The organism is Streptomyces luteolifulvus (assembly GCF_008806595.1).
In the GTDB taxonomy this organism is placed as follows: Bacteria; Actinomycetota; Actinomycetes; order Streptomycetales; family Streptomycetaceae; genus Streptomyces; species Streptomyces luteolifulvus.
Genome location: NZ_VZRB01000008.1, coordinates 193,492 through 210,145 on the forward strand (window position 1 = coordinate 193,492; position 16,654 = coordinate 210,145).

Annotated in this window: 20 protein-coding genes; all 20 read left to right on the forward strand. The window is 69.6% G+C overall.

Annotation, left to right across the window (positions count from 1 at the left end; all coding sequences use genetic code 11):
- Window positions 1-2: 2 nt before the first annotated feature.
- Window positions 3-1,397 carry a phage portal protein gene (locus tag F7R91_RS14685; protein ID WP_150948571.1) on the forward strand — a complete coding sequence of 465 codons (1,395 nt, stop codon included), beginning with the start codon at window positions 3-5 and terminating at the stop codon, window positions 1,395-1,397.
- Window positions 1,397-2,437: a hypothetical protein gene (locus tag F7R91_RS14690; protein ID WP_150948572.1), complete on the forward strand. Its 1,041-nt coding sequence runs from the start codon at window positions 1,397-1,399 to the stop codon at window positions 2,435-2,437. The genes F7R91_RS14685 and F7R91_RS14690 overlap by 1 nt, the downstream gene beginning before the upstream one ends.
- A 42-nt stretch (window positions 2,438-2,479) precedes the next feature.
- Entirely contained in the window at window positions 2,480-3,031 is a 552-nt protein-coding gene (locus tag F7R91_RS14695; RefSeq protein ID WP_150948575.1) for a hypothetical protein, read from the forward strand.
- A gap of 56 nt (window positions 3,032-3,087) precedes the next feature.
- The gene (locus tag F7R91_RS14700) at window positions 3,088-4,032 is read left to right on the forward strand and encodes a phage major capsid protein (RefSeq protein ID WP_150948578.1); all 945 of its coding nucleotides are present in this window, start codon (window positions 3,088-3,090) and stop codon (window positions 4,030-4,032) included.
- A gap of 27 nt (window positions 4,033-4,059) precedes the next feature.
- Entirely contained in the window at window positions 4,060-4,464 is a 405-nt protein-coding gene (locus F7R91_RS14705) for a hypothetical protein (RefSeq protein WP_150948581.1), read from the forward strand.
- A gap of 11 nt (window positions 4,465-4,475) precedes the next feature.
- The gene (locus tag F7R91_RS14710) at window positions 4,476-4,703 is read left to right on the forward strand and encodes a hypothetical protein (protein WP_225320650.1); all 228 of its coding nucleotides are present in this window, start codon (window positions 4,476-4,478) and stop codon (window positions 4,701-4,703) included.
- A gap of 18 nt (window positions 4,704-4,721) precedes the next feature.
- Window positions 4,722-5,291, forward strand: coding sequence for a hypothetical protein (locus tag F7R91_RS14715; protein ID WP_150948586.1), 570 nt, complete (start codon window positions 4,722-4,724; stop codon window positions 5,289-5,291).
- Complete coding sequence (locus F7R91_RS14720; RefSeq protein WP_150948589.1) at window positions 5,288-5,704, forward strand: DUF6093 family protein; 417 nt, start codon at window positions 5,288-5,290, stop codon at window positions 5,702-5,704. The genes F7R91_RS14715 and F7R91_RS14720 overlap by 4 nt, the downstream gene beginning before the upstream one ends.
- The gene (locus tag F7R91_RS14725) at window positions 5,701-6,090 is read left to right on the forward strand and encodes a hypothetical protein (RefSeq protein WP_150948592.1); all 390 of its coding nucleotides are present in this window, start codon (window positions 5,701-5,703) and stop codon (window positions 6,088-6,090) included. Before F7R91_RS14720 ends, F7R91_RS14725 begins: the two co-directional genes overlap by 4 nt.
- Window positions 6,087-6,488 carry a hypothetical protein gene (locus F7R91_RS14730; RefSeq protein ID WP_150948595.1) on the forward strand — a complete coding sequence of 134 codons (402 nt, stop codon included), beginning with the start codon at window positions 6,087-6,089 and terminating at the stop codon, window positions 6,486-6,488. The genes F7R91_RS14725 and F7R91_RS14730 overlap by 4 nt, the downstream gene beginning before the upstream one ends.
- A 12-nt stretch (window positions 6,489-6,500) precedes the next feature.
- Window positions 6,501-6,833: a hypothetical protein gene (locus tag F7R91_RS14735; protein WP_150948597.1), complete on the forward strand. Its 333-nt coding sequence runs from the start codon at window positions 6,501-6,503 to the stop codon at window positions 6,831-6,833.
- A gap of 69 nt (window positions 6,834-6,902) precedes the next feature.
- The gene (locus F7R91_RS14740; RefSeq protein ID WP_150948600.1) at window positions 6,903-7,382 is read left to right on the forward strand and encodes a phage tail tube protein; all 480 of its coding nucleotides are present in this window, start codon (window positions 6,903-6,905) and stop codon (window positions 7,380-7,382) included.
- Window positions 7,382-7,897, forward strand: a complete 516-nt coding sequence (locus tag F7R91_RS14745) for a hypothetical protein (protein ID WP_150948603.1) — start codon at window positions 7,382-7,384, stop codon at window positions 7,895-7,897. The genes F7R91_RS14740 and F7R91_RS14745 overlap by 1 nt, the downstream gene beginning before the upstream one ends.
- A gap of 128 nt (window positions 7,898-8,025) precedes the next feature.
- A complete protein-coding gene (locus tag F7R91_RS14750) occupies window positions 8,026-8,202 on the forward strand; it encodes a hypothetical protein (RefSeq protein ID WP_225320651.1) in 177 nt (58 codons plus the stop codon).
- An 8-nt stretch (window positions 8,203-8,210) separates the two neighbouring features.
- Window positions 8,211-12,044 carry a phage tail tape measure protein gene (locus tag F7R91_RS14755; RefSeq protein ID WP_150948605.1) on the forward strand — a complete coding sequence of 1,278 codons (3,834 nt, stop codon included), beginning with the start codon at window positions 8,211-8,213 and terminating at the stop codon, window positions 12,042-12,044.
- Complete coding sequence (locus F7R91_RS14760) at window positions 12,045-13,511, forward strand: hypothetical protein (protein ID WP_150948608.1); 1,467 nt, start codon at window positions 12,045-12,047, stop codon at window positions 13,509-13,511.
- A 1-nt stretch (window position 13,512) separates the two neighbouring features.
- Window positions 13,513-14,595 (forward strand): DUF5047 domain-containing protein, encoded by a 1,083-nt coding sequence (locus tag F7R91_RS14765; protein WP_191971488.1) that lies wholly within the window; start codon window positions 13,513-13,515, stop codon window positions 14,593-14,595.
- A complete protein-coding gene (locus F7R91_RS14770; protein WP_150948614.1) occupies window positions 14,588-15,400 on the forward strand; it encodes a hypothetical protein in 813 nt (270 codons plus the stop codon). The genes F7R91_RS14765 and F7R91_RS14770 overlap by 8 nt, the downstream gene beginning before the upstream one ends.
- 63 nt (window positions 15,401-15,463) lie before the next feature.
- Window positions 15,464-16,237: a glycine-rich domain-containing protein gene (locus F7R91_RS14775; RefSeq protein WP_150948617.1), complete on the forward strand. Its 774-nt coding sequence runs from the start codon at window positions 15,464-15,466 to the stop codon at window positions 16,235-16,237.
- Between the two features lie 3 nt (window positions 16,238-16,240).
- On the forward strand, window positions 16,241-16,639 hold the full coding sequence (locus tag F7R91_RS14780) for a hypothetical protein (RefSeq protein ID WP_150948619.1): 399 nt from the start codon (window positions 16,241-16,243) through the stop codon (window positions 16,637-16,639).
- The last annotated feature ends 15 nt before the right edge of the window (window positions 16,640-16,654 follow it).

Genomic DNA, 16,654 nt, shown 5'->3' on the forward strand with positions numbered 1-16,654 from the left:
GGATGCCTCAGCCTGCAGTTCAGTCCCCGGAGTGGTGGCGGGATCGCCTGTACAAGAAGCTGTGCGATCGGTCCAAGGAGACCGCGAAGTTCGACGAGTACTACGAGTGCGAGCATCCGCTGCCGTTCCTGCACGAGAAGGCCAGGGATCCGTTTCGGCGGCTGTTGAAGATGTCACGCGCCAATTACATGGAGCTTGTCGTCGACGCGCTGGTCGGGCGCCTGGAGGTGGCCGGGTTCCAGTCCGACAGTACGGGCAAGGCGGATGAGGCGGCGTGGGGGCTGTGGCAGGACAACAACCTGGACGGGGGCTCGTCTCTGGCGTTCCTGGAGGCGGCGATCCGGGGCGAGTCGTACCTGCTGGTGTCTCCTCCGGAGGGACGTCGCGCGGGCTGGCGGATCACGCCCGAGCACCCCACCCAGGTGATCACGGAGGCGGTGCCGGGCGAGCCGGGCGAGTTGGCTGCGGCACTGAAGTTGTGGGTGGACGACTGGACGGCGAGGCTGTGCGCCACGCTCTATCTGCCTGACCGGATCTACAAGTTCGAGGCGCCGGAGCCGAAGACGGGTGAGAACCCGAGGTGGGTGCGCCGAGAGGTGCGCGGCGAGGAGTGGGGCGGCAAGAACCTGCTGGGTGAGCTGCCGTTCGGGGTGCTGGCGAACCGGCCGCGGATGCTGAAGCCGGGCGCCAGCGAGTTGCGTTCGGTGACGGGTATCCAGGACCGGATCAACAAGACGATCACGGACCGGATGATGACGCAGGAGTTCGCGGCGTTCCCGCAGAAGTGGGTGACGGGGATGGAGATCCCCGTCGATGAGAAGACCGGCCAGGAGGTTCAGCCGTTCGATGTGGCGGTGAACCGAATCCTGATGGCCGAGGACCCGGGCGCTCACTTCGGGCAGTTCGCCGCCGCGGACTTGGGCGGCTACCTGAAGGGCAAGGAAGCCGACGTTCACGACATCGCCGCGATCACCTCGACGCCTCCGCACTACCTCCTCGGCTCGATGATCAACCTGTCGGCGGAGGCGCTGAAGGCGGCCGAAGCGGGCCTGATCCACAAGATCTACCAGCGGCGCCGGTTCCTCGAGGAAGGCCTGGAGCGCACGATGCGGCTGGCCGGGTTCGCCTCATCTCAGGCCCGCATCGTATGGAAGTCCCCGGAGTGGCGGACAGAGGGCGAACTGGTTGACGCGCTGGTCAAGATGGGGACGCTCGGGGTTCCGCGCGAGGTGCTGTGGGAGCGGTGGGGTGCTACGCCGCAGGAGATCGAACGCTGGCGGCGCCTGAGCGAGGACGCGCTGACCCGGGCGCTGGAGGGCGACCTGGCGGCCGAGTACGGGCCGAAACCCGAAACGGCTCCGGGCCAGCCTGAACAGGCGCCGCAGGCGGCCTACTGATGGCCGTCTCGCAGCGTGAGGCCGTTGATGTGGCGTTCGCCTATTACGCGGCTCAGGCACGCCTGGTGCGGCGGACCACGAATCGTGTGCAGCGGCTGTGGCGCACGCTCGACGCGGGCAATCTGTCCGGGTCGTGGCAGGCCCTGGTGGGGCCGGGGGTGATGGAGGCGGTGACGGCCGGGCAACTGGCCGCCGCCGCCCAGGCCGACCCCTACCTCGACGCGGTCGAGGCCGCGGACGGCGTCGAGGAAGAAGCGGACACCAGGGTGCGGGCAGCATCCTTCGCGGGGGTCGCCTCGGACGGCCGGGCGCTGGACACGCTGCTGTACCTGCCGGTCATCTCGACGAAGCAGGCGATCGGCGTGGGCGCCTCGGATGTGGACGCGATGATGCGCGGCCTCAACCAGCTGCTGCGCATGTCGGCGACACAGGTCGCGGACGCGGGCCGTACTGCGGTGGGTGCGGGCATCGCCGGCAGGCGCACGATCCAGGGCTACATCCGCATCGCTGCGGCCCCGTGCTGCGCCCGCTGCGCCATCCTCTCGGGCAAAGAGTTCGGCTGGAACCGCGGTTTTCAACGCCATCCCCGCTGCGACTGCATTCACATGCCGGCCACCCTGATCGCACGAGGCCGGGGCGGGCGGGGCCTGGTCCCGCCACGGCAGGGCCTGGTGACGAACGCCCAGGACTACTTCAACGGGCTGTCCCGCCGCGAGCAGGAGCGCATCTTCACTGTCGCCGGGGCGCGGGCGATCCGTGACGGAGCAGACATCACGTCGATCGTGAATGCCCGCCGCGGCATGGCCACCGCTTCGGCCTACGGAAGACAACTCCAGGTGACCCGTGAGGGCACGACGCGGCGTGGTGCGTTCTACCGCTCGGAACGGGCTCGTGCCATCGCCCGCGGGCAAGCCCCGGCGAACATCGGCCGCTCGTTCCGGCTGCGCACCCCCCGGCTGATGCCGGAAGAGATCTACCGGCTCGCTGGGAGCCGGGACGAGGCGATCGCCATGCTGCGCCGCTTCGGCTACCTGACCTGACCGCGCGCAACGCGCGGCCTGATCCCGCAACGGGAGCACCACATGTCCGAAACCGCAACCGAAACCACCGTGCCCGAAGGTGGCGCCGGCCCAGCCAGCCCTGCCGAACCGGCTGGGCCGCCTGAGGGTGGCGATGCCCCGCTCGGGCCAGCAGGGGAGAAGGCGCTCGACGAGTGGAAGCGGCGTGCCAAGGAAGCCGAGAAGGCCGGCCGCGCGCAGGCCGCCAGGCTCAAGGAGATCGAGGACCGGGACAAGACGGAGCTACAGAAGGCGTCGGAGCGAGCCGACGCGGCCGAGAAGCGTGTCGCCGCAATGGCTGACCGTGCCGTTCGTGCCGAGGTCCGGGCCCTGGCTGCTGCAACATTCGCCGACCCGTCCGATGCTGCGGCGTTCCTCAACCCGTCCGACTTCGTCGACGGCGACGGAGACGTCGACACCAAGGCGGTCGAGAAGGCGCTCGCCGACCTGCTGAAGCGCAAGCCCCACCTCGGCAAGGAAGCGGCACCCCCGTCCTTCGACGGCGGCGCGCGCACAACGGCGGCGGCACCTGCCGACATGAACGCCCTGATCCGCCAGAAGGCGGGCCTGGGCTGACCCATCTCCGGCGCGGCGAGGTCCGGCCGGCTGACGAGAAATGAGGAGGCCGGACCATGGCCTACAACAACCTGACCTCGCGGACGGACGCTGCGGCGCTCATCCCGGAAGAGGTCTCCAACGAGATGCTCGGCAAGGCGCTGGAGCAGTCCGCCGTCCTGTCGATGTTCCGGCGTGTGCCGGTGGGCCGGGCGCAGGTCCGGTTCCCGGTGCTGTCGGCGCTGCCGACCGCGTACTTCGTGTCGGGTGACACCGGTCTGAAGCAGACGACCGAGGTCAACTGGACGAACAAGTACCTCAACATCGAGGAGATCGCGGCGATCATGCCGGTCCCGGACAACGTCCTGGCCGACGTGGACGCCAACGTGTGGGACGAGGCTATGCCGCTGCTGACCGAGGCTTTCGGCCGCACGCTCGACGCGGCCGTCTACTTCGGCACCAACGCTCCCAGTTCCTGGCCGACGAACATCGCCTCCTCGGCGACGTCCGCCGGCAACAACGTGACCGCCAACTCGGCGGCCACCGCGGGCGCGTTCTTCGGTGACGTCGACAACGCCTACGAGAAGCTTGAGGCCGACGGCTACGACGCGACGGGCTTCGTCGGCGCGACCTCGGTGAAGACGCGGCTGCGGAAGTCGCGTGACAGTCAGGGCCGCAAGCTCGACGAGTCCCGCGTGGCCGGGAACCTGATGTCCCTGGACGGCCTGCCGATCATGTACCCGATGCGTGGTCTGTTCCCGACCGCATCCGGGTCGCCCACTCTGTTCATGGGCGACTGGTCGCAGTTCGTCGTGGGCGTCCGCCAGGACATCACGATGAAGGTGCTGACCGAGGCTGTCATCCAGGACAACACCGGGGCCATCGTCTACAACCTCGCTCAGCAGGACATGACCGCCATCCGCCTGACCTTCCGGGTCGGCTGGCAGGTCGCGAACACGATCAACAACGACCAGCCGACCGAGGCGAACCGCTACCCGGTCGCCCGCATCGACCTGCCGTAACCCGGCCCGCAGAAGAGGAGCACTCTCATGGCAGACACCGCCCCCTACGTGCGGGTCATCGAAGCGGACGTGCCCGCAGCGGCGACAGCCGCGAGCGACGACTCGGTCATCGCACAGGCACCGTTCGACTGCACGGTTACGGCTGTGCAGTACGTCCCGGAGGCCGCCATCACTGGCGCGGCCACCAACAATCGGACTGTCACCCTCGTGAACAAGGGGCAGGCAGGCTCTGGCAGTACCACGGTGGCGACGCTGACGTTCGACTCGGGCGTCGACGGAACCGCCAACGATGAGAAGACGATCACCCTGTCGGGTACCGCCGCGAACCTGGTGCTGGCCTCCGGCGACACCCTGCAGTGGCGGTCCATCGCGAACGGCACCGGGCTGGCCGACCCGGGCGGTCTGGTCCGCATCACCGTCTCTCGGAACTGAGGAGCAGTCCCATGACAGAGCGAAAGACCGCCGCCCCCAAGGATGCGGCACAGCAGGAAGCGCAGAAGACCATCGACAGGGCGGAGGAGCGCGGTCTCCTCGGCGTCGAGGTTGACCCCACTCCGAACGAGAACTACACGGTGGCGGGTGTGCTGGCCGGCGCCCCCACCCCGGAGACGGACCTGGACCACGCCCGCCAGGTCCGGCAGCAGCTCGACGACGACGCGCGCCAGCGCTGACGAGGGGAGGCGGCTGCCGTGGCTCTTCCCCCGTTCGCTACGGCGGCCGAACTCGACGCCGCCACCCAGTCCACGATTCCTGCGGCGACTGCTGATCTGGCGCTGGCTTCCGCGTCGGCGGTCATCCGCCGGTGGACGCGGCAGGACATCACCCGGGTCGCCGATGATGTGGTGACGCTGCGAGTGATCGATGAGTGCGAGCTGGTGCTGCCGCAGCGGCCGGTGGTGTCGGTTGCGCAGGTGAGGGTGAACAGTCTCGTACTCTCAGACTGGGTGCTGTCCGGTGACCGGCTCTTGCGCACGGGAGGCTGGCGGCACCTCCCCGGTACCACGACCTATCCGGACCCGGGCCTGGTGGAGGTTACGTACACCCACGGCTGGGATGAGATCCCGGGCGATGTGCGGGCCGTCTGTCTGGACCTCGCGGCCATGACCGTCACCAACCCGTCCGGGCTGCGAAGCGTGGCGATCGACGACTACTCCCGTACCTACGCCACGGAGACCCTTGGCGCCGGGACGCTGTCGACCGCGCACAAGGAGATGCTGACGCCCTACCGGCGACGCATCGGCACGGTGACGCTCCGGTGACCGCCCTGGAGGCAGCGCTGGCGGCTGGCCGTCGTGAGGCCGAGGCGCTGATGCGGGACATGGTGACGATCTACCGGCCGGGTCCGGACATCTTCGACCGGACCACCGGCGGCACGATTCCCGGTGCGTCCGAGGTCACCTTCTACACCGGCAAGGCGCGGGTGAAGCCGGATCAGCTCGCCGACTCCGAGGTGCAGGCCGGTGAGCGGGAAGTCGCGCTGCGCCAGTACAAGGTGACCGTTCCGTTCTCGACGCTTCTGCCGTCTTCGGGGGTTCGACCGCGGCCCGGGGATGTGGTGGATGTGACGGCGTCGCCGGATCCGCGGCTTGCGGGTCTCCGGCTGTGGGTGACGAGTGTGCAGTACTCGGGCACGGCCACGGCGTGGCGGATCATCGCGGAGGACCGGTCATGATCAATGCCAACACCAGGCAGCTCGACGAGCTCGCCAACGTGTTCCGCGTGAACGCGGTGCGGGCACAGGTGCAGGCGCGGGCAGTGGTGGCCCGTGGCGCCCTGAACGTCAAGAACGGCTGGCGGGCCAACGCGACCGCATCCGCCGGCCAACATGCGCGGCTGTACCCGTCCAGCATCAGCTACGACATGAAGCCGCATCCGACCGGGGCGTCCGCGGAGATCGGCCCGGACAAGGGCAGGCCGCAGGGCGCGCTGGGCAACCTGCTGGAGTTCGGCTCCGTGCACAATCCGCCGCACATGGACGGCGCCAGGGCGCTCGCGGCCGAGGCGGCGGCGTTCACCGCGCACGTGGCTGCGATCGGCGCGCAGATGGGGCGCGGATGACGACGCCGGCGGTGCTGCCCCACCGGGACGCGGTGCGTGCGGCTCTGGAGGCTGCGCAGCTTGTGGTGGGGCTTGGAGGCGCGCCTGATCCGGTGCCGTCGTCGGGGATGTATGTCGTCCTCTACTTCACGCCGGGCCAGTCCCTGCCGGAGTCGCTGGCTGATGCGCGCACGGACTTCGACAGCCTCTTCCAGGTCACGTGTGTGGGCCCGGATGAGGAGCGCTGTCTGTGGCTGGCTGACAAGGTCCGCACCGCGCTGTACGGGCCGCTGACCGTGGCCGGGCGGGTGGTGTGGCGGCCTGAGGAGCTCGGCGGGCCCCCGGTGCAGCGCGACGACGACGTATCCCCGCCGCTGTTCTACGTGCCGGTGCAGTACCGGCTCCAATCAACGTCCTAGGAGGAGAGCCCCGTGGCCACTCTCAGCACTCAGACCATCGTTGCCGCCGGGCTCGACCCGACCTATGCGGCAGCGGCCGGCGGCGGCGACAAAGTCGTCCCCGGTTCGACGACATTCCTGCACGTCATCAACGGCGGCGGCTCGCCGGTCACCGTCACGGTGGCGGCGCCCGGCAACTTCTACGCGGCTGTCGCGAACCCGGACTTGGCGGTCACGGTGGACGCCTCCGGCGAGAAGATGATCCCGATCCCTGCGACGCCGTTCGGTGACCCGGCCGACTCCGGCCTTGCGGCCGTCACCTACTCCGGCGTGACCAGCGTGACCGTCGCCGCCCTGCGCATCTGACCTTCCACCCTCAACCCAGCTCGCCCCGCCGCGTCGGGGCTTTCTTTATGCCCCGAAGGAGGCACTGCCGTGTCTGATGTGATCAACGACGGCAAGACCCGGGTTGCCTGGGTGACGACCATCGCCAACATCGCCGCCCCGACCACGGCCGAGCTGAACGCCGGCTTGGACTTCACCACCCGCATCACCCCGGACGGCCTGAACATCCCGGCGGAGACCGCCGACGTCGACAACTCCAGCCTCGCGTCGACGTTCACCACCAACCGGGCCGGCCGCCGCTCGTTCTCGCCCGAGGTGACGTTCAAGCGCGGCGACACCGCAGGCGACGACCTGCCGTGGACCACGCTCACCTACCAGACGATGGGCTACCTCGTCGTCCGCCGCGTCCTCGCCTACACGACCGCGTGGGCGGCGAGCCAGAAGGTGGAGGTGTACCCGGTGGAGTGCGGCGAGCGCAACAGCATCCCGCCCGCGCCGAACGAGGTCGCGAAGTTCACCAGCATGATGAAGCTCCGGGAAGAGCCGAACACCGCCGCGACGGTGGCATGATGCCGGACATCAAGGAGATCCTCGCGAAGGCCCGCCCGCGGGAGCACACGGTGCGGATCTGCCTTGCCGGGGACCTGGCGGCCGAGGTCGACCGCCTGGAAGCGGAACTGGCCAGCTATGCCGGATGGCAGCAGCAGTCGATTGCGGATCAGAACCCGGCGATCGAGGTCGCTGAGAAGATTGCCGCGGCGCGGGAGGCGATGCGTGAGGCGGAGGTGCCGTTCACGTTCCAGGCGCTTGGTGCGAAGGCGTGGTCGGATCTGGTGGCGCAGCATCCGAGCGAGAACGAGGGCGAGTCTTGGGATGACGAGAGCCTCGCTCCCGCGCTCGTGGCGGCCTCCGCCAAGGATCCAGTGATGACGCCCGAAGACGTGGCTGCCCTGTTCGAGCAGCTGAACATGGGGCAGCGGCAGGAGCTCATCAACGCGGCGTGGACTGTGAACGGGGAGGCCACGGCTGTCCCTTTCGCGCTGCACGCCTCCGCGATCCTCGCCTCCCGCACCGACGGGAAGTAGAGACCGCACGGGCGTGGAGCGTACCACGCAGCATCTTCCTGGGGCGGCCGTGGCCGCAGCCCGGCGAGCCGCTGTGGACGGACGAGGACCGGGAGTGGGCGCTCGCTCTCCACTACGTCGAGCAGGACGTGTGCCCGGACTGCCGCCAGCCGTGGGGTGAGGCCACCGACCCCACGAACGAGGGCGCGTGGACCGCGCATCTGGTGCGCTGCCACGCCTGCCACACCGCGGCCCGCACGGTGGGCCAGTTCGAGTCCAGCGGCGGCGACATGCGCGGCCTGCACGTCAACCTGAGCAAAGGGTGAGGTGAGCCGTGGCTGTCCGTACCGTCTCCGTCCTGCTCACCGCGGACATTGCTGCGTTCCGCGCCCGTATGGGGGAGGCGTCGCGGACGGCGAACCGCACCTCGGCGGACATCCGCACCGCCATGCGGAACGCGGGCCGCACCATGGTCAGCGTCGGCCAGAACCAGCGGCAGGCGCTGAAGATGGTGCAGGGCGCGTCGCTCGGCCTGGTGGCCGCGTTCGGGTTCGCGGTCGCCGCGTCCGCGAAGTTCGAGAAGGCCATGAGCAACGTGAAGGCGGTTACTCGGGCCAACGCTACGCAGATGGGGCAGCTGCGGGCTTCCGCGCTGGAGGCGGGCCGGACGACGGCGTTCTCCGCGGTGCAGGCTGCGGAGGCTCAGCATGAACTCGCCAAGGCTGGCGTGTCCGTATCGGACATTGCGGGCGGGGCGCTGAAGGGCGCCCTGAACCTGGCCGCTGCCGCGGAGATCAACGTCGCGGAGGGCGCGGAGATCGCGGCAAACGCCATGGTGGTGTTCGGGCTGAAGGGCAAGGACGTCGGACACGTTGCCGACGTGCTCGCCGCCGCGGCCAACAAGTCCACGACGGATGTGCACGCGATGGGCCTGTCGCTGCGGATGGCAGGCCAGGTCGCCTCGCAGACCGGGCTGTCCCTGGAGGACACCGTCGGCGCGCTCACCCTGTTCGCGGCGGAGGGCCTGAAGGGCTCGGACGCCGGTACGTCGTTCAAGGTGATGCTGCAGCGGCTGACCCCGCAGTCCAAAGAGGCTCAGGCCGCGATGGACAAGCTGGGCTTCACCGCCTACGACAGCCAGGGCAATTTCGTTGGCCTGCAGGAGACGTCCCGCCGCCTGAAGGAGTCGTTCTCCGGCCTCACCCCCGAGGCCCGCAACGCGGCCATGGGCGTGATCTTTGGCAGCGACGCCGTCCGGGCCGCGAACATCCTGTACAAGCACGGCGCGGAGGGTGTTCGCACCTACACGGACGCCGTCAATGATCAGGGCTATGCCCAGGCCGTGGCGATGACCCGCATGGACAACCTGATAGGTGACTTCAAGCTGCTGCGGGCGGCGCTGGAATCCGCGCTGATCGAGACGGGCTCGGCCGCGAACTCGGCGCTGCGGGACATGGTGCAGTGGGTCACCCGCCTCATCAACATCTACAACGGGCTGCCGCCGGGCCTGCAGCAGACCGTCGGTGTCATGACGGGCCTGGTCGGCGTGATCGGCCTGGCCGGGGCGTCGATGCTGCTCCTGCTGCCGCGGATCATGCTGGTGCGGCGCGAGCTGCAGGCGATGGGCGTCACTGCTGCGGTGGCGCGCACGCAGCTGATGCTGCTCGGCAAACTCGGGCTCACCATTGGCGTGCTCGCCGGGATCGGCTACGGCGTGAGCAAGATGGCCGACCAGTTCGCGGAGGCCCCGCCGAAGGTCGACGCGCTGACCCAGAGCATGAAGGAACTGGCTCAGACGGGCCAGACCAAGGGCGAGCTCACAGAGGCGTTCGGGAAGGATCTCGACGAGCTGGGCGAGTCCGTCGCCCGCATCGCGCACCCGAGTGTGCTCAAGAGGGTTAAGGACTTCTTCTCCACGTTCGACCCGTTCAGCAACACCGACCTGGACCGCTCCCGCAAGGACATCGAGGCCGTCGACCAGGCGCTCGCCCAGCTCGTCTCGTCCGGCAGCGCGAAGGAAGCGCAGTCGACGTTCAAGGCCCTGGCCGAGGTTGCCGAGGAACACGGGACGTCGACGGAGAAGTTCCTCACCCTGCTGCCCGGGTACGCCGAGGCTCTCGCGACCACGAACCAGACCGCCATGCTCACCGCCGAGGCGGAAGGCCAGCTCGGCGACGCCACGGCGACGACGGCCGATGAGATGGCCGACCAGCGCACCGCTGCGGAGAAGCTGTCGGAGGCCCTGGACGTCCTCAACGGGGCGGCCATCACTGCCGCCGAGGGCCAGATCGGCTTCGAGCAGTCGCTGGACGATCTCCGCGAGGCGGTGAAGGAGAACGGCACCACTCTCGACGTCACGACGGAGAAGGGCCGCGCGGTCAAGTCGGCGTTCCTCGACGCGGCCAAGTCGGCGCAGGACTACGCCCAGTCGGTCGCGGACCAGAAGGGCTCCGTCGAGGCCGGCAACGCGGTCCTGGAAACGAACATTGCAGCGCTGAAGCGGACGATGAAGCAGGTCGGGTTCACCGACAAGAAGATCGAGGAGCTGATCGGCACCTACGCGCAGCTCCCGCCGAAGACCGCGACAGAGGTGAAGGCCGAGACGGAAGGGGCGATGCGGGACCTCGAAGCGGTCCAGAAGAAGGTCAAGAACACCAAGGGCAAGACGGTCACGGTCTCTGCCCTGACGAAGGAGGGGCAGCGGCAGCTTGAAGCCCTCGGCTTCAAAATCAAGCGGACTAAGGGCAAGCGCGTCGAGATCACGGTTCCCACCGGCACCCAGCAGTCCGCCGTGCGCGCCCTGGCTGGCGCCATCGCTTCCCTCCGCGACAGAAGCATCCGCATCACCACCGAGTACCGCATCATTGGCAAACCTGGCGGCCCGCCGTCCGGCAGCTACTACGGCTCCACCGTCGGACGCTCCGCTCAGGGCGGGCCGGTGCGTCGCCGCTACGCCTCCGGCGGCATGGTGCTGGGCTTCCCCGACGGCGGGGCCGTGTTCGGGCCCGGAAGCTCCACCTCGGACAGCATCCCCACGCTTCTGTCTAACGGCGAGTACGTCATCAAGGCTGCGGCCGTCAGCAAGTACGGTCTGGCGATGTTCGACGCGCTCAACGCTATGCGCCTCGCCTCCGGTGGCGCGGTCGGACTTGCGAAGGGCGGCAAGGCCAAGAAGAAGACGCCGCAGTCCGTCCTCAACGCCCGACGCGAGGTCCCCGGCGACCTGGGCGCCCTGGGCCGGGCCCTCAACGACAGCGCGTCCGACATCCGCTCCGCATCCAATGCGCTGATCACGGATCTGAAGAAGCTCGGCAACGCCGGCTGGCACCTGGCCAAGCGGGTCGACGCCACCAGCCGGAAGCTGCAGGATCTCGCCAACCGGCGCGACAAGGTCAGCGAGAGGATCGCCGAGGCGAAGTCGTTCGCTCGCTCCACGACCGGGGACGTCAAAGATTTCCTCGGCGTCGAGGGCGGCGGCTCCGCAAAGTCCGTCATCAAGCAGATGCAGGACGAGCAGCAGACCGCCGGCAAGTTCAAGGCGGACATCGCCAACCTGCGCAAGCGCGGCCTCAACAAGACCCTGCTGGCGCAGGTCATCGCCGAAGGGCCGGAGGGGCAGCTCGCCCACACCCTGCTGTCCGCCACCCAGGGCGAGATGAAGCAGCTCAACGCCCTCGCAGGCAAGGGCTCCAAGCTCGCCAAATCCATCGGCAACCTGTCCGCTGATGCCCTCTACGACGCAGGCAAGAACGCCTCCAAAGGCTTCCTCGCCGGCCTGAAGGCTGAGGAGAAGGCCCTCCAGAAGCAGATGGACAAGCTGGGCCAGGACCTGATCAAGGCCATCAAGAAGGCCCTGAAAATCCACTCCCCGTCGGCTCGGGCCCGCGACGAGGTCGGCAAAATGTTCGGCCGCGGTGTCGCCCAGGGCGTCGCCCTGTCCACGCCCGGCGTGCAGGCTGCCGCGCACCGCATGTCCGCAGCAGCCATCAGCGCCGCCTACACGCGCCCCGCGGCCCCGGCCGCAGCAGCCGCAGGCGGAGGCCAGTTCAGCGGGAACCTCTACCTGGAGTCGGGCCAGTTCCTGGGTGCGGTGAAGGGCACCGTCGAGCCGCTGATCCGTGACTCCGAGCAGCGGCAGGCGTACCGGGCCAGGGTGGGGAGGCGCTGAATGGCGATCTCCTACGTGGGCGTGGGCGCCCTCTCGCAGGCGGCCACGTCCATCACCCCCGCCTACCCGGGCGGCACCGCGGCCGGGCAACTCGCCGCCCTCCAAGTCGTCTCCGGGCACCCGGACGACTCCGTGCCGTCGACACCGTCGGGCTGGACGCTGGCCGGCAGCTTCTCCGGCGGCGGCGGCACGTTCGGCTCCGGCACCGGTCCGCGACGGCTGACCTATTTCACGCGGGTACTGCTCGGCTCCGACGCCACACCCACCACCACGCTGCCCACCGGAACCGGCTCGGTCATCGCCGGCCGCATCCTCGCCTTCTCCCGGTCGGCCGGCACCGGCTGGCGGTGGGCATCCACGTTCGGCGAGGACACCAGCAGCGGCACCAGCTTCTCCGCCGCCTGCTCGCAGGCCCTGACCTGGGCGGCGAACGACTTTCAGCTGATCGGCTACGCGCTGCCGGTGTCGACGGCCTCCCTCACCAGCGAGGCCATCACAGCAACGGGCATCACCTTCGGGTCGGTCACCGAGCGGGCCGACGACCAGATCACCAGCGGCAACGCCGGACGGCTCGGCGCGGCAACCTGCACGGTGTCGTCCGGCTCCGGTACACAGGCGCCCACTGTCACGGCAACACTGGCCGCCTCCTCGATCGGCGTGGCCGGTGTGCTCCGGCTTCGCGAGGCGTCGGCCGCGATCAGCGCCACCGCGCAGACCGTGTCCCCGCCGAGGAACCTCGTATCGGTGACCGGGATGCTCGCCGAGAACATCGTCGCGGCCACCGTCTACCGGCTGGTCGGCACCGCCCGCACCGCGGTGCGGGCGGCCAGCGAGGTGAACGTCACCAGCCAGGACGCACTGCTTCGCGTGGATGCGGAGCAGCCGTTCGGGACGGCCGTCTCCTACACGGCCGAACTTGAGGACGCCAACGGTGTCGTGTGGACGGTCACCACCGCCAGCAGCATCACGTCCACGGTGACCGCCGACGTCATCTCGGACGCGATCCGCGGGGTTGGCGCGTCCGTCCGGATCGCGTCCTGGCCGGAGAAGCGCCGCGACCGCGACGCCACCCAGTTCAACGTCGGCGGCCGGATCGTCGTCGTCAGCCGACCCCGCTCTTCCCCCACGGCGACAGTGCTGGTGCGCACGGAAACCGCAGAGGCAGGGGACGCCCTTCAGGACGTCCTCGACGAGGCCACCGAAGGCGTCGTACTGATCCGCAAGCAGACGACGATGGTGGGCGTGGACAGCTACCTCGTGGTGCTGTCCGACTCCGAGGACCGCAACTGGTACGACGCGGTGCGCCGCTGGTCCCTCGACACCGTGGAAACCGAGCCGTGGCCGGACGTCCTGGAGGCCGCCGGATTCACCTTGCAGGACATCAGTGACAACTACACGTCCCTACAGGACATCGCCGACGACAACGCCACGCTTCTCGCCCTGGCCCTACGCGACTTCGGGGTGTGACGTGCTGGAGCTGTCCACTGCGGCGCTGGCTGTCGTGCAGCGCTCCTACGCCATACAGGTCCGCGCCGAATCCTGGCTGGACGGCGAACTCCTCGCCGACGGCATCCCCGTCGCGACCGGCACCGAGGAACGCGACCGCTCCCTGACCGTCCCGGAACGCATCACCCTGACCGTGCCGAGCCGGGACCGCGGCACCGACTGGGACCCCACCGACCCCGGCCACCCGCTGGCCGCCTACGGCCAGCAGCTACGCATCGACGTCGGCATCGGAGTCGGCGCAGGCAAAACCGAGTGGATCAACCGGGGCTGGTTCCCCATCGCCGGGTCCGACACGGACGGCGAAACGGTCAACGTGCAGTGCGAGGGCCTGCTCACGCTCATCGAGGAGGCCAAGTTTGTTGCGCCATTCCAGCCCAGCGGCACGCTCGCGTCGACCGTGCGATCTCTCGTGGAGCCGGCTCTCACGGTGCAGTTCGACGGAACCCTGACCGACCGCAACGTTCCGGTCGGCATGCAGTGGGACGAGGACCGGATGGCCGCCCTCAGCGAGGTGCTGGACGCCTGGCCGGCCGTCCCCAGGGTCACCGAGGACGGGTACCTGCTCATCGAGCCGATCACCGACACCGGGACGCCCGTCCTCGCGCTGACGGACGGCGTGGGCGGCACAGTGGTGCGCTGGCAGGGCAGCAACAGCCGCGACGGCGCATACACCGCGGTCGTGGCCCGCGGCGAGGACTCGGCGGGGAACCCGATCCAGGGCGTCGTGTACGACACCGACTCCCTCTCGCCGCTGCGCAACGCCGGACCGTTCAGCCCGCTGGCCGTGCCCTACTCCTACGACAGTCCGCTGCTCACCACAGTCACCCAGTGCCGTACCTCGGCCGCCGCCACGCTGAAGCGGCTGCGGCGGACCGCGTCCAGGCGGCTCGCGGTGACCATGGTGCCGCATCCCGGGCTGATGACCGGTGACGTGGTGTCCGTGACCGGCGCCGGGCTGACCAGCGCCCCGGCCATGATCGAAGCCCTGTCGATGCCGTACTCGCCCGGCGAGATGCAACTGACTTTGCGGGTGATCAATGCCTGACTTCCGTGACCTGAAGGGGTCCCTCACCGGCGGCGGGCCCTTGATCGGCTATGCCGATTCCACCGTGTCCAGCGGCGCGTGCGTCGCCACCGTCGCCGGCATTCAGATCACGGTCCGCGCCGTCGCCGGGCTTACGGTCGCGGTCGGCGACAAGCTGCTGATCCAACGGATCGGCAGCACCTACTGGGCCACCTCGGTCGCCGCCGCAGCCCCCGCGGTGCCGCCGCCCACACCGGTCGTCGCCGAGGGAAGACCGGACACGGGCGACCCGGCCCCCGCCCCCAAACCGACCGTGAAGACCGGCAGCCTGGTGTGCTCGCCGGTCGCCACCGCCTCCTACCGGGACGGCAAATGGCGCACTGACATCGGGCCCGTGTCCGACGCCGACACCTTCCAGGGCCGCTACGCCGGCAGCGCCTACGGCCGGAACACCGGGTGCGCCTTCTACGGATCCAAGCCCCGCTCCCTGTCCGGGGCCACGGTCACCAAGGCGACCATCCGGGTACGGCGCCTGACCGCCGGCGATTTCGCCGCCCGCACGGCCACACTGCGCCTGGTCACCCAGTCCACGCGTCCGGCCGGGGCGCCCACGTTGAACGAAACCACGACGGGCCCGAGTCTCGCCGTGAACGCCACGACCAATGCCTTCGTGATTCCCAACTCGTGGGCACAAGCTCTCGTGGATGGCACCCGCGGCGGCCTGGCCATCTCGATCTCCGCCGACTCGCCTTACATCAGACTGGCCGGCCGCGGATCCTGGTCGGCCGCCTGGACGCTCACCATCTACTGGCGGCGCAGCTCGTAACCCATCCGCCCCTCAAAGGCCCGCCCCGGCGGGCCTTTCGCATGCCCCGAAGGAGAGTGACGGGTGACGCAGACGACCACAAAGGGCATCCGATTCGCCGAGTCGAACGATCATGCCAGAATCTGGGAGCACACCCAGGCCCTCGCCCAGGACGCCGACGCGCTCATCGTCGGCAACGTCAACGTTCAGCGCTTCGACGCGTCCGGCACGTGGACGAAACCGGCCGGGGCGCTCCTGGTCGACGTCATGGTCGTGGGCGGCGGAGGAGGCGGGGGCGGAGTGCCCGACACGTCCTCCAGCCAAGCCTCAGCAGCGGCAGGCGGCGGAGGAGGCGGCTACGCGCGGCGCATCCTCGCCGCCGCATCGGTCGGCTCCACCGTCTCGGTCACCATCGGCGCAGGCGGTGCGGGCGGCACAGCGTCCGGGGCGACCGCCAACGCCGGCTCCAACGGCGGCAGCACCAGCTTCGGCAGCCACGCGGTGGCGGGCGGCGGGAACGGCGGCAGCCCGGGACTCCAGTCCGGTAGCACGCAGGCCACCGGCGGCGGCAGCCCGGGTATCGGCACGACCGGCGATCTGCTGCTGCGCGGCCACGACGGCGGCAACGGAGTCGTCATCTCTGCTGCTCCGGCCATGACCGGAACCGGGGGTGCGGGCGGTGTTCTCGGCTCGATGCGGCGTGGGCCGGCTGTGACCGCGTCGGCGGCCTCCGGTACGGCCGGGTATGCGCCCGGTGGTGGTGGCGGTGGCGCGGTCAGCGGCACCGGAACCGGCACCGCGCAGCCGGGCGGGGCCGGCGCGGATGGCGTCGTTGTTGTCGTCACGTATACGGCGTGACCCGTGACCAGCCCCGTCGAAGAGCAGCCTCCGCCGCCTGCTAATCCGCCGCCGCCGTTCACCACGGAGCGCCGCGACGCGTCGGTGACCGAGCAGTGGGATGTGCCGTCGCGCACTTACCGCCGTTACGAGTCCGGTGTGCTGGTCATTCAGCGGCCGTTCACCGACGCGGAGAACGCGTCCGCGAACCAGGCGCTCGCCGACGGCGCCCGCACGGTCAACAAGGCGACGCTGCTGCTGCGCGCCCGGACCGCGCTCGCCAGCAACGCCGCATACCTCGACAAGGTGAACGCCGGCACGGCGACGAACGCCGACCACATCGCCCAAGTGCCAGCGTTGACGCGGCAGATGCAGGGGCTGATCCGCCTCATCGTCGGCAGCGACCTCCTCGACCAGACCTGACCAGAAGGGGGCCGC